This is a genomic window from Ensifer sp. CCNWLY38, assembly GCF_037120565.1.
In the GTDB taxonomy this organism is placed as follows: Bacteria; Pseudomonadota; Alphaproteobacteria; order Rhizobiales; family Rhizobiaceae; genus Ensifer; species Ensifer adhaerens_H.
This window is the reverse complement of sequence record NZ_JBBBBO010000007.1, coordinates 140,896-154,335: the sequence shown is the minus strand read 5'-3', so window position 1 is coordinate 154,335 and position 13,440 is coordinate 140,896. Positions and strand designations below refer to the sequence as shown.

The 13,440-nt window shown below is 63.1% G+C and carries 16 protein-coding genes; 7 read left to right on the top strand and 9 right to left on the bottom strand.

Annotated elements, in window-relative coordinates; genetic code table 11:
- Positions 1-27: 27 nt before the first annotated feature.
- From V7S54_RS16795 to V7S54_RS16770, 6 genes are all read right to left on the bottom strand, one after another.
- Complete coding sequence (locus tag V7S54_RS16795; protein WP_141679455.1) at positions 28-369, bottom strand: hypothetical protein; 342 nt, start codon at positions 367-369, stop codon at positions 28-30.
- A gap of 199 nt (positions 370-568) precedes the next feature.
- Positions 569-1,183, bottom strand: coding sequence for a hypothetical protein (locus tag V7S54_RS16790; protein WP_065375240.1), 615 nt, complete (start codon positions 1,181-1,183; stop codon positions 569-571).
- Between the two features lie 74 nt (positions 1,184-1,257).
- Positions 1,258-1,383, bottom strand: a complete 126-nt coding sequence (ykgO, locus tag V7S54_RS16785) for a type B 50S ribosomal protein L36 (protein WP_034806120.1) — start codon at positions 1,381-1,383, stop codon at positions 1,258-1,260.
- 172 nt (positions 1,384-1,555) lie between these two features.
- Positions 1,556-2,611, bottom strand: coding sequence for a 5-(carboxyamino)imidazole ribonucleotide synthase (locus V7S54_RS16780; protein WP_065375241.1), 1,056 nt, complete (start codon positions 2,609-2,611; stop codon positions 1,556-1,558).
- A complete protein-coding gene (gene purE, locus V7S54_RS16775) occupies positions 2,608-3,072 on the bottom strand; it encodes a 5-(carboxyamino)imidazole ribonucleotide mutase (RefSeq protein ID WP_065375341.1) in 465 nt (154 codons plus the stop codon). Before purE ends, V7S54_RS16780 begins: the two co-directional genes overlap by 4 nt.
- Positions 3,073-3,126: 54 nt before the next feature.
- On the bottom strand, positions 3,127-3,330 hold the full coding sequence (locus tag V7S54_RS16770; RefSeq protein ID WP_057254651.1) for a YdcH family protein: 204 nt from the start codon (positions 3,328-3,330) through the stop codon (positions 3,127-3,129).
- 214 nt (positions 3,331-3,544) lie between these two features.
- On the opposite strand from V7S54_RS16770, the gene V7S54_RS16765 reads away from it, so the two are divergent.
- Positions 3,545-3,718, top strand: coding sequence for a YdcH family protein (locus tag V7S54_RS16765; RefSeq protein WP_065375242.1), 174 nt, complete (start codon positions 3,545-3,547; stop codon positions 3,716-3,718).
- 161 nt (positions 3,719-3,879) lie between these two features.
- Here the strand turns inward: V7S54_RS16765 and V7S54_RS16760 are convergent, their stop codons facing one another.
- Positions 3,880-4,140, bottom strand: coding sequence for an ArsR/SmtB family transcription factor (locus V7S54_RS16760; protein WP_034806124.1), 261 nt, complete (start codon positions 4,138-4,140; stop codon positions 3,880-3,882).
- Positions 4,141-4,241: 101 nt separating this feature from the next.
- Positions 4,242-5,021: a sulfite exporter TauE/SafE family protein gene (locus V7S54_RS16755; RefSeq protein WP_065375243.1), complete on the bottom strand. Its 780-nt coding sequence runs from the start codon at positions 5,019-5,021 to the stop codon at positions 4,242-4,244.
- Between the two features lie 107 nt (positions 5,022-5,128).
- Between V7S54_RS16755 and V7S54_RS16750 the strand changes: the two genes are divergently transcribed.
- The 6 genes from V7S54_RS16750 to V7S54_RS16725 all read left to right on the top strand — a co-directional run bounded on the left by V7S54_RS16750 (position 5,129) and on the right by V7S54_RS16725 (position 12,212).
- Positions 5,129-5,776 carry a thiamine phosphate synthase gene (locus V7S54_RS16750; protein WP_065375342.1) on the top strand — a complete coding sequence of 216 codons (648 nt, stop codon included), beginning with the start codon at positions 5,129-5,131 and terminating at the stop codon, positions 5,774-5,776.
- Positions 5,777-5,836: 60 nt separating this feature from the next.
- Positions 5,837-6,937 (top strand): tetratricopeptide repeat protein, encoded by a 1,101-nt coding sequence (locus V7S54_RS16745; protein WP_442892565.1) that lies wholly within the window; start codon positions 5,837-5,839, stop codon positions 6,935-6,937.
- A gap of 315 nt (positions 6,938-7,252) precedes the next feature.
- Positions 7,253-8,053 (top strand): inositol monophosphatase family protein, encoded by an 801-nt coding sequence (locus V7S54_RS16740; RefSeq protein WP_057254656.1) that lies wholly within the window; start codon positions 7,253-7,255, stop codon positions 8,051-8,053.
- Between the two features lie 254 nt (positions 8,054-8,307).
- Positions 8,308-9,408: a flagellar motor protein MotA gene (locus V7S54_RS16735; protein ID WP_065375245.1), complete on the top strand. Its 1,101-nt coding sequence runs from the start codon at positions 8,308-8,310 to the stop codon at positions 9,406-9,408.
- Positions 9,409-9,411: 3 nt separating this feature from the next.
- Complete coding sequence (locus V7S54_RS16730; RefSeq protein WP_065375246.1) at positions 9,412-10,443, top strand: peptidoglycan -binding protein; 1,032 nt, start codon at positions 9,412-9,414, stop codon at positions 10,441-10,443.
- A 122-nt stretch (positions 10,444-10,565) separates the two neighbouring features.
- Entirely contained in the window at positions 10,566-12,212 is a 1,647-nt protein-coding gene (locus V7S54_RS16725; RefSeq protein WP_065375247.1) for an FAD-binding dehydrogenase, read from the top strand.
- Between the two features lie 119 nt (positions 12,213-12,331).
- Here the strand turns inward: V7S54_RS16725 and V7S54_RS16720 are convergent, their stop codons facing one another.
- Positions 12,332-13,324: a Bug family tripartite tricarboxylate transporter substrate binding protein gene (locus tag V7S54_RS16720; RefSeq protein ID WP_065375248.1), complete on the bottom strand. Its 993-nt coding sequence runs from the start codon at positions 13,322-13,324 to the stop codon at positions 12,332-12,334.
- Positions 13,325-13,440: the final 116 nt, after the last annotated feature.

Sequence of the window (13,440 nt, the reverse complement as noted above, 5' to 3'; positions counted from 1 at the left end):
ATCTGTCTTCCGGCGTCCGTAGGCCCGTCAAGGCGTCTGCGTTAGAGAGGCTTCAGGGGCAGGGGAGCCCATCGACTGCCATCGTGGCCAGATGGCGTCAACGGCGCGCTGGCGGGCAAGCACGAACTCAGGCAGCGCGGTATCCCGGTCGCCCTTGTTGTAGCGGGTGTCCGTGCGGCCGACAACGAGGATCGGAGGGGCGCCGAATTGATCGGCGGTGATGTCGACAATGTAATCGCCGCATTCGACCCAGGCATGGCTTTGCCAGCTGCCATCGTGGAAGAAGCCGAATGGACCGATGTCAGGCCCGGAAGGCGCGCTCCGCGGCGTTCCAGAGACCCAATGGGCATCGAGGCCTTGGGCATTCAAGACACGTATCAGGAACAGACTTGAGCGGCCGCAGGTCCATTGCGCGGCGATCGCAGGAAGATCGCCGCCCCAGGCTCGATGCCAATCCAGCCAGATGGGTTCGATGAAACGGCGCGCCGCCGTCGCTATTTCAAGGAGCGCGGTCTCATCGGCGGGGAAGGGTATCGACGGCCTCTGCAATCGACTGTGCCGCGTTTGCTCAGGTCTTGCTGCCAGCGAGCTTCTCGGCGAGCTCGCCTAGCTGCTCCTGCGCCTTACGATCGGCGGGGTAGATGTCCAGGAACTGCTCCCAGGCCCGCATGGCGAGCTCGTCCTTGCCGGAGGCGCCAAGGATCGCTGCCATGCCGGCAAGCGCGCCGAAATGACGAGGCTCGATCGTCAGCACGCGGTTGATGTCCGACATCGATTTCCGGTAGTTGCCCATCGCGTAATGCAATGTCGCGCGACGGTTCCAGCCTTCGACATAGTTGGGCGCAAGGGTGATCACCTGGTCGAGGATGTCGAGCGCCGCCGCCTGCTTGTTGTCGGTGATGGCCTTGTCGGCCCACTGCATCAGGAGATTCACGGTGGCGCTGCCGGAATCCTGCCATTCCACACGAATCTGGTTGGCGAGCTCACGCGCCTTGTCGGCGTCGCGTTCCTTCTTGAGGTCCGCGAACAGGCCGTCCAGTCGTTGCTTGGGTGTGGTGAGGCTGGCGGATTCCGTCTGGGCCGATGCTTCCGCCGCGAAGGAGAAACTGCCAGCTCCGATGGAGGTGGCGAGCAGGGCGGAACACGCCAGAATCAGGGGTACAAAAACTCGCATGGCGAGCATGTTAGCTCGCCATGGATCAACTTCATAATCAATTTTGGGACATCGCCGAAGCGATGTCTGCCACCCGGCTTAGATCAGCCCTGACGAGCCTTGAAGCGCGGGTTCGACTTGTTGATGATGTAGATGCGGCCCTTGCGACGAACCAGACGGTTTTCGCGGTGACGGGTCTTCAGCGACTTGAGCGAATTCTTGATCTTCATTTTCCTGATCCGCAGGTTTCGGGGAACGAAAATTCGCCCGGTATCTTCTAACAATCAAAAGCGCGCCGTTCAGCGCGCTCCTTTAAGGTGGGATGGCACATACCGTGTCCCCCCTAAGGTGTCAACCACAAGACGCCCCATTTTGGCGTCTTGCCCCGCATTTCTGCGGTCTTCAGCCGCGGACGAGCCGCGTGACGTGGCCCATTTTGCGGCCGGCCCGCGCTTCGGTCTTGCCATAGAGGTGGACCAGAACATCGTCCTTGGCAAGCCATGCCGGGACATCGTTGAGGTCGTCGCCGATCAGGTTCTGCATGACGCAGTCGGAATGGCGGCGGGGATTGCCGAGCGGCAATCCCGAAACGGCACGAATATGCTGCTCGAACTGCGAGACTACGCAGGCCGCCTCCGTCCAATGGCCGGAGTTGTGCACGCGCGGCGCCATCTCGTTGGCAATCAGGCTGCCGTCGGCAAGTACGAAGAATTCGACGCCGACGACGCCGACATAACCGAGCGCGTCGAGGATCGCCTTGGCGGCCTTCCGCGCGGCCTCCGCCGTTGCGGCACTGACGGCAGCAGGCACCGTCGAGGTGTGGAGGATGCCGTTGCGATGTACGTTCTCGGCCGGATCGAAGCAGGCGACCGCCCCGTCGGTGGAGCGGGCTGCGATGATCGAGACCTCCCGTTCGAAGGGCACAAAGCTCTCCAGGATCAGGGGCACGCCGCCCAGCTCCGCGAAGGCACCGGCAGGACTATCGGCTGCAGAGCGGAACACGCGCTGTCCCTTGCCGTCATAGCCAAGGCGACGGGTCTTGAGCACGCCCGATCCGCCGAAATCGGCGAGTGCTGCTTCGAGATCGGCCTGGCTGTCGACGGAGTGAAAGCGCGCCGTCGCAATGCCGCAGTCATTGATGAAGCGTTTTTCGACGAGGCGGTCCTGTGCGACTTCCAGCGCTTGCGGAGGCGGGAAGACAGGTCGTTTCGCGGCGAGCCGTTCGGCGGCCGCGACCGGCACATTCTCGAATTCGTAGGTGATAATGTCGCTGACGGTCGCGAGCTGGCTGAGCGCGGCTTCGTCGTCATAGGCAGCAATGATCTGGTCGTTGGCGACCTGTGCCGCCGGACAATCGACCTGCGGTTCGAGGATGACGGTGCGGAAGTTCAATCGGGCAGCTGCCATCGCCAGCATGCGGCCGAGCTGGCCGCCGCCGATAATGCCGATGGTGGTCATGCCTCGTCCACCGGGTATTCGGCGACCGAAATCGTCTGCTGTTCGCGCCAGTCGTCGAGCCTGTCGGCGAGGTCGTCGTCGCTGAGCGCCAGCACGGCTGCAGCAAGCAACGCGGCATTGACGGCGCCGGCGCGGCCGATCGCGAGCGTCCCGACGGGGATGCCGGCGGGCATCTGGACGATCGAGAGCAGGCTGTCCTGGCCGGACAGCGCCTTCGACTGCACCGGTACGCCGAAGACCGGCAGCGGCGTCATCGAGGCGCACATGCCCGGCAAATGCGCAGCGCCCCCGGCGCCGGCGATGATTACCTTGAAGCCCTCGTCGCGGGCGCCCTTGGCGAAGTTGACGAGCCGATCGGGCGTACGATGGGCGGAAACGATGCGAGCCTCATAGGCAATGTCGAGCGCGTCGAGCGTATCGGCGGCGTTCTTCATCGTCTCCCAGTCCGACTGGCTTCCCATGATGATGGCGACGGGTGGGGTCGTGGTGTCGATCACGTCTGTCCTGTTCCGCGTTCAGGCGATGATGTCGGGGATGATCTGGTCTTCGATCTTGCTGATCTTGTCCTTGATCGCCAGCTTCTTCTTTTTCATGCGCTGGATTCTCAGCGCGTCGCAGCCCGTCTCGATCATAGCGTTGATGGCAGCGTCGTAGTCTTCATGTTCCTGCCTCAGCCGCGCGGCGGTCAGTCTGAGTTCGGCCTGGTCCTGGTCCGGCATGCAAAGCGATCCCCATCAGCCCGGTTGCGAAGTCCTCCTCGAACCGGAATTCCATGCGTCGCTCTATCACATCTTGGGCGGTAACGGGAAGTTATCCGTCGTCATCATTTCGCCTTCGACAAATGAAAAATGGCATGGCACAGTAGTAAGGTTACAAACCATGGAACATCCGGCATTCGCGTGCCGGGTGCAAGCAAAAGGAAGGGACTGCCAAATGACTGTTGAGGCTCATCTTGCAACGCTTGAGAAAAAACATGGCGTCCTGGAGCAGGAGCTCCATGCGGCATTGAATCAGCCTTCGGTGGAAGACGAGCTGATTACCGACATCAAGCGGAGGAAGCTGCGCATCAAGGACGAAATCGAAAGGCTTCGTTCCTCGACTCACTGATTATCAACGGTATTTCCCAGGACTATCGGGAGGCGCCATCTCCCCTCTGAGTAGGCGCAACAAGGTTTAGAACCAATCCCCCACGACGGAAGATACGAAATGCTGGACCGGGCTTGACGCCCGGTCTGTTTCTTTCGGGCGCAGCGATCGCGCCGCCGGGCTCAGGACCAGAACTGGTCGAGCCACAGATTGAGACGGTCGAATCCCGGCCGGTTGATCGCGTAGATCCGCCGGGTGCCACTCGCCGATACCGAGACCAGATTGCAATCCAGCAAGGCCTTCAGGTGCTGCGATACGGCCGGGCGGCTGATCGGTAGCCCCTCCGCCAGTTCGTTCACGGTTTTCGGCGCGCGCCGCAGTTCCTCCAGCAGGTGGCGCCGGTTCGGGTCCGCAATGGCATCGAAAGGGTCCGCGATCGTCATGGGCGGACGTTAGGCGAAATTTTGCAAAGCAGCAAGAAATTTGTGCGATGCGGAATGCTGATTTTGCTTTGCAATATTTCCGTAATACTTGGGTCCGCGGCTCAGCCGCCTGCGACCATGCTGTTGATACCGTCCCAAAGCAGTTTGGAGCCCGCGATGAAGGCCATGGTATACATGAAGGGGTAGAAGATCTGCGGCTTCATGCGGCGAACGATCCAGGCGCCGCACATGGTTGCGACGATGGCGAGCGGAAAGAGCGTCGCCGAGATTTTCAGGTTGCTCAGATCCAGTTGCCCCAGCGCGAAATAGGGGATGAGCTTCACCGCATTCAGGATCGCGAAGAAGCGCACGATGGTGCCGGTATATTCGCGCGGATCGAGCTGCAACGGCAGCGCGTAGATCTGGAAAGGCGGCCCCCCGGCATGGGCGACGAAGCTGCCATAACCGGCAAAGGAACCCCAGAGTGCTGCCGGACCGGCCCGCTGCCTCTTCGGCGCAATGGTGATGCCAAGGCGCATGCGCCAGACATTATAGACGTATCGGAGTACGAAGAGCACGGTGATCAGGCCGATGATCAGGCGAAGGAGGTCCCGCGAGACGTAGGCCGAGGTCGCCCAGCCGATGAAGATGCCGGCGATGGCGCCGGGCAACAGCATGAAGAGGGTGGTGCGATCGCCGTGCTTGCGCCACATCCAAAGCGAGACGAGATCCATCGCGATCAGGATCGGGAGGAGGAGGGCGGCCGCCTGGACGGGTGACACCGCCATCGACAGGATCGGAACGCCCATCAGCGATAGCGCTTCCCCCATGCCACCCTTGCTGAGGCCAACGAGCAGAACTGCCGGAATGGCGATAAGATAGAAGTCGAGATCAGGAAGCATGGGTGGCGGTTGATCCTTTTGCAGTCTCCGTCTATCGGTTTTCCCAAATGAAATCGAGCGCTGGTTTCGCCACCCTGGCGGATGCAGCCGGAAATGGATGTCTTGATATGACGACAGAACGTTGCCGCCTGGTGCTGATCGCGCCCGACATGCCCGATGCGGCGGAACGCGCAAAGGTGCTCGCCGATGCACTGAAGGGCGGCGACGTCGCCTCCGTGATCGTGCCGCAATACGCACTTGACGATACCGAGTTCCAGAAGCACGCCGAGCGTCTGGTGCCGGTCATCCAGGAGGCCGGTGCCGCCGCGCTCATCGAGGGCGACTCCCGCGTGGCCGGGCGCGCCAAGGCCGACGGACTGCACGTTGCCGGCAATGCGGAAGCGCTTGGTGAGGCGGTCGAGAAGCACACGCCGAAGCTGATTGTCGGCGGGGGCAACGCAGCCGACCGTCACCACGCGCTGGAAATCGGCGAAGTGCGCCCGGACTACGTGTTCTTCGGCAAGACCGATGGCGATATCAAGCCGGAGGCGCATCCGAAGAACCTGGCGCTGGCCGAATGGTGGGCGTCGATGATCGAGATTCCCTGCATCGTCATGGGCGGTACGGACCCGCAATCGGCGCTGGCGGTGGCGGAGACCGGTGCTGAGTTCGTGGCGCTTCGCCTTGCCGTCTTCGGCGAACCCGGCCAGGCGCCTTCCGTCGTTGCTGCGGTCAACGCACTTCTTGACGAAAAAGCGCCACGGTTTGAAGATTAAGACGTTTCGATGTTGAGCCGTCTGCCTTCCAGATTAAGTCGAGGTCTTTCCCTTGTTGCCATGGCCGTTGCCCTGGCACTGCCGGCGCATGCGCAGGAGCAGAAGGGTGGTGGCGAGGACGCCGGCGTCGAGAAGCGCGGCCGCATCACGCCATTCAACGGGGCGGCGATGCCGGAGGGCGCGACGCCGACCGACCAGAAAGATGACAAGTCCGCTGTCGGCCCCAACAAAAAGCCGGCCGATGGCTCTGTCCCATCGTCCGGCGTCAATGTTTTCGATCGCATGGGCGCCGAATTGCCGGCACTACCAGCGGAAAAGCCCTTCACCGGCAAGGTTGACGACGCCTATGGCGCGTTCCAGCGCGGCTACTACCTGACCGCGATGGATCTGGCGCTGCCGCGGGCGCAGCTTGGCGACCCGGCGGCGCAGACGCTGATCGCCGAGATCCTGCAGCAGGGACTGGGTGTCGTGCGCGATCCCAAGCAGGCTGCCTTCTGGTACGGCCAAGCCGCGGAAAAAGGCGATCCCGCCGCGATGTTCAAATACGCGCTGATCCTGATGGAGGGCCGTTACGCCAAGCGCGACCGGAAGAAATCCGAAGAGTTGATGAAGAAGGCGGCCGATCTCGGCAATGGCTCGGCGCAATTCAACTACGGCCAGACGCTCGTCGCCGACAATCCCGGACCCAAGGGGTTGAAACTGGCGATGCCCTATTATGAAAAGTCGGCCGAACAGGGCATCGCGGATGCGCAATATGCGCTGTCGCAGATCCTGGTCAATGTCGATGGCATCGAGGAAAGCAAGCGGACGCGGGCGCGCGAGTGGCTGATCCGCGCGGCGCGAGCGGGCTACGACACCGCTCAACTCGACATCGCGATCTGGATGATCGAGGGCATTGCCGGCGACCGTAATCTGGAAGATGGCTTCGGCTGGATGCGGCGGGCAGCCGAGGGCGGCAACGTGGTTGCGCAGAACCGGCTTTCGCATCTCTACGTCAACGCCATCGGCACCAGACCCAATCCGGTCGAGGCGGCGAAATGGTATGTGCTTTCGCGTCGGGCCGGCCTCAAGGACGACGCGCTCGAAGACTTCTATCTCGGTCTCAATGAAGAGCAGCAGAAGCAGGCACTCAGCGCCGCCAACAAGTATCGCCGGAGCTGAACGGCTCCGGTCGCGGTCGAATCTTTGGCGGTCGTTCGGCGGAAATGCTATTTCGCTTGAATTTGCGGGCCATTTGTGGTTCTGAGGCCGCGGTTTTGCTCGCGGTGCCGCGACAGTTGGCGGCGACGGCGAGCGGAGTGAGAATTCACTCGGTTTTTTGACGACGGAGCTCAATCTGCGGCTTGCCCTGCGTCCTTGGATCGGTTCCGATCGAGGAAATTCGCAGTAGGGCCGGCAATGCGGCCGTGTTCCGTCAAGCAGGTTCAACGTCCGATCGTTGCTTTCGATCGGCCTTCGTTTTCAAGGGATCGCCAGATGGCCCGTTCAGCACTTCTCAATGTCATGGTTCAGGCCGCCTTCAAGGCTGGCAAGTCGTTGGCCCGCGATTTCGGCGAAGTCCAGAACCTGCAGGTCTCGCTCAAGGGACCGGGCGACTATGTTTCGCAGGCCGACCGCAAGGCCGAAAAGCTCATCCGCGAGGAACTCCTGAAGGCCCGTCCGACCTACGGCTTCCTTGGCGAGGAAGGCGAAGAGATCGTCGGTACCGACGGCGCGCATCGCTGGATCGTTGACCCGCTCGACGGCACCACCAACTTCCTGCACGGTATCCCGCACTTCGCCGTTTCGATCGCGCTCGAGCGTCAGGGCGAGATCGTCGGCGCGGTCATCTTCAACCCGGCGACCGATGAACTCTACACCGCCGAGCGCGGTGGTGGCGCCTTCCTCAACGACCGCCGCCTGCGCGTCGCCTCGCGCAAGCATCTTTCCGATGCCGTGATCGCCACCGGCACGCCGCATCTCGGTCGCGGCAACCACGGCAAGTACCTGATCGAACTGCGCCACGTGATGGGCGAAGTGGCCGGTATCCGCCGCATGGGTGCCGCGTCGCTGGATCTCGCCTATGTGGCCGCCGGCCGTTACGACGGCTACTGGGAACGCGACCTCGCCGCCTGGGACATCGCAGCCGGCGTGCTTCTCATCCGGGAAGCCGGCGGCTGGGCGCACGATATCAACGGCGGCGCCAAGCCAGTCGACGACGGTTCGGTCGTCTGCGGCAACGAGTATATCGTCAAGGCGCTGAACGACGTCGTGCACCGCCCGGTGCCGACGAAGTAACCAGCGATCCTATTCCTATGCTCGGCCTCCGGCGCTCACCCCGTCGGAGGTTTTGTTTTTCCGCTTGATCTGGAATGGGGCAACACGACAGTGCCACATGCCTGTGCCTATCTACGCGCGTCGCGGCCGTCGCCTCACTTTGGGAACGGCTTAATTTCATCCTTGAATCGATTTCGGTTTCGGGAATTATGCAGTAGTCTCCGGGCCGGCGCTGCGCCGTTCCGACAAGTGAAAACCGGGAGATACTTATACCCATGACGAAACTGCATCTGTCCGGATGGAACGGTCGGGAAGGCATGGAAGAAGGCTATAATCCGCACAAGCTTTCGAGCCCCATGCACTATTTCTGGACCATGGTGGTCTTCCTGATCATCGTCGGTTTCGTGGGCGCAATCCTCTTTCGGCAGGCACACAACGCCTTTCTGGCCAACCCCGGCCTTAACGGCTTGATCCTCGGGGTGCTGCTGATCGGCATCCTGCTCGTCTTCACCCACGTGCTGGGCTTGCGTCCCGAAGTGCGCTGGTTCAACTCCTTTCGCGCCGCCGGCAGTGCCGACAAGGTGGGCCGCGATCCGGTGCTGCTGGCGCCGATGCGGGCGCTGATCGGTGCCCGTCAGACGGCGATCTCGACGACGGCGCTGCGCTCCATTCTGGATTCGATCGCGACCCGCCTCGATGAATCCCGCGACATCTCGCGCTACCTGACCGGTCTTCTCGTGTTTCTCGGTCTGCTCGGCACCTTCTGGGGGCTCTTGGGCACCATCGGTTCGATCAACACGGTCATCCAGTCGCTGGATGCCGGTTCGGGAACCACCGAAGACATTCTGGCGACCTTGAAGAGCGGCCTGTCGGCGCCGCTGACCGGCATGGGTACGGCGTTCTCGACATCGCTGTTCGGCCTTTCCGGTTCGCTGATCCTCGGCTTCCTCGACCTGCAGGCTGGCCGCGCCCAGAACCGTTTCTATACCGAGCTTGAAAACTGGCTTTCTTCTGTGACCGATGTCGGCTCCGAGCTGACTTCGGCGCTCGATGCGCCTTCGGGCGCGCCGGTCGAGGAGCTGAAAAAGCTCACGGATCAGCTGGTCCGCCTCAACCAGGAGGGCGGTTCGAGCCAGCGCACGACCGCCGCCATGGCAAGCCTTGCAGAGGGTATCCAAGGCCTGGTGAAAAACATGCGCGGCGAGCAGCAGATGCTCCGGGACTGGATCGAAGCACAGCAGGAAGAGGCCAAGGCGATGCGCAGGACGCTCGACAAATTGTCGTCGCGCATCGGCCACGAGCGGATCGCCGTGACGGGCGAGAGGTCGTCATTGCCGGCCAAGCTCGGACAGTTGGACGAGACCGGAGGAGAGTAATCCATGGCGCTCGCCCGCAAAGGCCGCACGCAGCGCACGATCGATTACTGGCCAGGCTTCGTCGACGCGCTGTCGACGCTCCTGCTTTCGATCATGTTCCTGCTCACCGTCTTCGTTCTTGGACAGTTTCTGCTGAGCCGCGAAATCAGCGGCAAGGACGAAGTGCTGACCCGGCTGAACAGCCAGATCAACGAGCTCACGCAGCTCCTGGCGCTCGAAAAGAGCGGCAAGCAGGATCTCGAGGATTCGCTCGCCAACCTCCAGGCTTCCCTGTCCCAGTCGGAAGGCGAGCGCTCGCGGCTGCAGGCGCTGCTCGACCAGGGCGCCGGCAGCACCGATGTCGCCAACCAGAAGATCGGGCGCCTCGGCTCGGAGCTTGAGAACGAGCGTGAGATCAGCGCCCGGGCGATGAGCCAGATCGAGCTCCTGAACCAGCAGATCGCCGCGCTGCGCAACCAGATCGCCGCCATCGAGGTGGCGCTTCAGGCCTCGGAGGCGAAGGACCAGGCGTCGCAGACGAAGATCGCCGACCTTGGCCGCCGCCTGAACGTCGCGCTTGCCCAGCGCGTGCAGGAGCTCAACCGCTACCGCTCCGATTTCTTCGGACGCTTGAGGGAAATCCTCTCCGACCGCGAAAACATCCGCATCGTCGGCGACCGCTTCGTGTTCCAGTCGGAAGTGCTGTTCCCGTCCGGTGGCAGCGAACTCAATCCCGAGGGCCAGGCGGAGATGGCGAAGCTCGCCTCGGCGCTGCTTGATCTCGCCAAGGAAATCCCTGCGGAGATCAACTGGGTGCTGCGCGTCGACGGCCATACCGACAATGTCCAGCTTTCCGGGACCGGCCACTATGCCGACAACTGGGAACTTTCCTCGGCGCGTGCCACCTCGGTGGTCAAGTTCCTGATCTCGAGGGGGGTTCCTGCCGATCGCCTGGTCGCGGCCGGCTTCGGCGAGTATCAGCCGATTGCGCCGGGCGAGACCCCGGAGGCTCGAGGCCAGAACCGCCGCATCGAGCTCAAGCTGACCGAAAAATAGGCCGCGGTCGCGAAACGCACCGCGGCCAACGCCCGACCCTTGAATTGACTTTGACGTACGCGTAACAGTGGCTGCCGCCATTCGTTTGACGGCGCTGTATGGGGTGCAGGGGAGGGCATTTCATGGATTGCGATGTATTGGTCATCGGCGCGGGCCTTGCCGGCCTGGTTGCCGCTTCGGAAGTGGCCGCCCTTGGCCGCAAAGTCATCGTTCTCGATCAGGAAGGCGAACAAAACCTTGGCGGTCAGGCTTTCTGGTCGCTGGGTGGTCTGTTCTTCGTCGATAGCCCCGAGCAGCGGCGCATGGGCATTCGTGACACGCGCGAGCTTGCCTGGCAGGACTGGCTGGGATCTTCGCAGTTCGACCGTCCGGAAGACCACTGGCCGCGGCTTTGGGCGGAAGCCTATCTCGACTTTGCCGCAGGCGAAAAACGCCGCTGGCTGCATTCCCTCGGCATGCGCTGGTTTCCGGTCGTCGGCTGGGCCGAGCGCGGTGGCGGCCTTGCCCATGGTCACGGCAATTCGGTGCCGCGCTTCCACGTCACCTGGGGCACCGGGCCAGCGGTACTCGATCCGTTCGTGCGGCTGACGCGGGAGGCGGAAAGCCGCGGTCTGGTGCGCTTCCGATTCCGCCACCGGGTCGATGAACTCGTCATCACGGATGGAAAGGTAACGGGCGCCCGCGGTGCCTTGCTGAAGGAGGACCCGGTCGGGCGGGGCGAGCGCAGTTCACGCGACGTCTCCGGCGATTTCGAGATATCGGGGGGCGCGGTCGTCGTCACCTCGGGCGGTATCGGCGGCAACCATGATCTCGTTCGCCGCAATTGGCCGCGCAAGCGGCTCGGCCAGCCGCCGGCAACCATGGTCTCGGGCGTGCCGCATCACGTCGACGGACGCATGCTGGAGATCACCAGCCGGGCGCGCGGCTCGGTCATCAACTCGGACCGCATGTGGCACTACACCGAGGGGCTCAGGAACTTCGATCCGATCTGGCCGGATCATGGCATCCGCATCCTGCCCGGCCCATCGTCCTTCTGGTGCGACGCCGACGGCAACCGTTTTTCCGCACCAGCGATGCCGGGCTTCGATACGCTCGGCACGTTGCAGGCGATCCGCGACAGCGGTCACGACTACAGCTGGTTCATCCTGACGCGGGCGATCATCAAGAAGGAATTCGCGCTTTCCGGTTCGGAACAGAACCCGGATCTGACCGGCAAGAGCATCTCTCTGCTCCTGAAGCGGCTCGGCAAGAACCCGCCAGGGCCGGTCCAGGCGTTCATGGACAAGGGTGAGGATTTCATCGTCCGGGACCGGCTCGAGGACCTGGTGCCGGCGATGAATGCACTGACGGGCGAGAACCGGCTGTCACTCGACCATCTTCGCCAGCAGATCGAGGCGCGCGATCGCGAGATCACCAACCCGTTCTCCAAGGACGCGCAGGTCACCGCGATCCGCGGCGCCCGCGCCTATCGCGGCGACCGGCTGCTGCGTACTGCCAAACCGCACCGGCTGCTCGATCCCAAGGCCGGGCCGCTGATTGCCGTTCGCCTGCATATCCTGACCCGCAAGACGCTCGGCGGCCTGCAGACCAACCTCTCGGGCCAGGTGCTCGAACAATCGGGTGAGCCGGTGCTAGGCCTCTATGCCGCCGGCGAAGTCGCCGGTTTCGGCGGCGGCGGCATGCATGGCTACAATGCGCTCGAAGGCACGTTTCTCGGCGGTTGCATCTTCTCCGGCCGGGTGGCGGGGCGGGGCGCTGCTGGGGTGTGATCGCTTCCCGCCGCTCGCTCTTGGGCTGCCCCTCACTCTAGCCCTCTAGCCCTCTCCCCGCGGGCGGGGAGAGGGTGGGGACAGCCGGATGAGGGGCGGTTCTCACCGCCCCGTGCCGATCAATCCATCTGCACGTTGGCGTCGCGCACGACCGGCGTCCATTTCGCTAGTTCCGCCGTCACATGCGCACCGAGCTCTTCCGGCGTCGAGCCGACGATCTTGGCGCTGAATTCCTTCATGCGTTCGATGACGGCGGGATCCTTCAGGGCCTTGTTTGCCGCCTCGTTGAGGCGGGCGACCACCGGTTGTGGCGTGTTCGCCGGGGCGAAGAGCGCGTTCCAGGTATAGGTCTCATAGCCCGGGATGCCGGATTCAGCGACCGTCGGAACATCGGGGAAGGAGGGCGCGCGTTCCGCCGTGGTGACGGCAAGTGCCCTGAGCGTTCCGGCCTTGATGTGGCCGGAGGACGAGGGGAGATTGTCGAACATGATCGGCACCTGGTTGCCGATGACGTCGTTCAACGCCGGACCGGCGCCCTTGTAGGGGATGTGCTGCATGCTGACGCCGGCCATTTTCTTGAAAAGCTCGCCGGAGAGGTGCAGCGGCGTGCCGTTGCCGGAGGAGGCATAGCTGTATTCGTCCGGCTTGGCTTTCAAGAGCGCCAGCAGTTCCTCGACGTTCTTGGCGGGAAGCTCCGGATTGACGACGAGCACGTTGGGCACGATGACCAGCAGCGAGATCGGAGCGAAGTCCTTCTCCGGATCGTAGGGCTTGGTCTTGAGGATCAGCGGGTTGAGCGCGTGGGTGGCGACGGTTCCCATCAGGATCGTGTAGCCGTCCGCATCGGCGCGCGCGACATTGGCCGCGCCGAGATTGCCGCCGGCGCCGGCGACGTTCTGGACGATCACCTGCTCGCCGAGGTCTTCCGACATTTTCTGCGCGACGATGCGGGCGACCACGTCGGTCGAGCCGCCGGCGGCGAAGGGAACGACCAGGGTTATCGGTCGGTCCGGGAAGCCCTGGGCGAGGGCCGGGGTGCTAAAGGGCAGCGCCGATAGCGCCATCAGGCCCAGCGTCAGCGTTGCGCGCCGGGTCAGTTGCGAAAATGCCATGCGAATTTCCTCCCGATCATATCTGCGAACCGCAGAGAACGGCCCTTGGCAGGCCGGCCCCATAACAATAGGGCTCGCTTCTCAGCCGGCAACTGCCAGATGTGAAATCGGGAAGC

What these genes read in the sequence shown, in the direction of transcription:
- V7S54_RS16740 (WP_057254656.1), top strand. Translation starts at nt 7,253, where the DNA reads ATGGCCCGTTCAGCACTTCTCAATGTCATGGTTCAGGCCGCCTTCAAG.
- V7S54_RS16750 (WP_065375342.1), top strand. Translation starts at nt 5,129, where the DNA reads ATGACGACAGAACGTTGCCGCCTGGTGCTGATCGCGCCCGACATGCCC.
- V7S54_RS16735 (WP_065375245.1), top strand. Translation starts at nt 8,308, where the DNA reads ATGACGAAACTGCATCTGTCCGGATGGAACGGTCGGGAAGGCATGGAA.
- V7S54_RS16780 (WP_065375241.1), bottom strand. Translation starts at nt 2,611, where the DNA reads ATGACCACCATCGGCATTATCGGCGGCGGCCAGCTCGGCCGCATGCTG.
- V7S54_RS16760 (WP_034806124.1), bottom strand. Translation starts at nt 4,140, where the DNA reads ATGACGATCGCGGACCCTTTCGATGCCATTGCGGACCCGAACCGGCGC.
- V7S54_RS16770 (WP_057254651.1), bottom strand. Translation starts at nt 3,330, where the DNA reads ATGCCGGACCAGGACCAGGCCGAACTCAGACTGACCGCCGCGCGGCTG.
- V7S54_RS16790 (WP_065375240.1), bottom strand. Translation starts at nt 1,183, where the DNA reads ATGCTCGCCATGCGAGTTTTTGTACCCCTGATTCTGGCGTGTTCCGCC.
- V7S54_RS16755 (WP_065375243.1), bottom strand. Translation starts at nt 5,021, where the DNA reads ATGCTTCCTGATCTCGACTTCTATCTTATCGCCATTCCGGCAGTTCTG.
- ykgO (WP_034806120.1), bottom strand. Translation starts at nt 1,383, where the DNA reads ATGAAGATCAAGAATTCGCTCAAGTCGCTGAAGACCCGTCACCGCGAA.
- V7S54_RS16730 (WP_065375246.1), top strand. Translation starts at nt 9,412, where the DNA reads ATGGCGCTCGCCCGCAAAGGCCGCACGCAGCGCACGATCGATTACTGG.
- V7S54_RS16765 (WP_065375242.1), top strand. Translation starts at nt 3,545, where the DNA reads ATGACTGTTGAGGCTCATCTTGCAACGCTTGAGAAAAAACATGGCGTC.
- V7S54_RS16720 (WP_065375248.1), bottom strand. Translation starts at nt 13,324, where the DNA reads ATGGCATTTTCGCAACTGACCCGGCGCGCAACGCTGACGCTGGGCCTG.
- V7S54_RS16725 (WP_065375247.1), top strand. Translation starts at nt 10,566, where the DNA reads ATGGATTGCGATGTATTGGTCATCGGCGCGGGCCTTGCCGGCCTGGTT.
- purE (WP_065375341.1), bottom strand. Translation starts at nt 3,072, where the DNA reads ATGGGAAGCCAGTCGGACTGGGAGACGATGAAGAACGCCGCCGATACG.
- V7S54_RS16745 (WP_442892565.1), top strand. Translation starts at nt 5,837, where the DNA reads ATGGCCGTTGCCCTGGCACTGCCGGCGCATGCGCAGGAGCAGAAGGGT.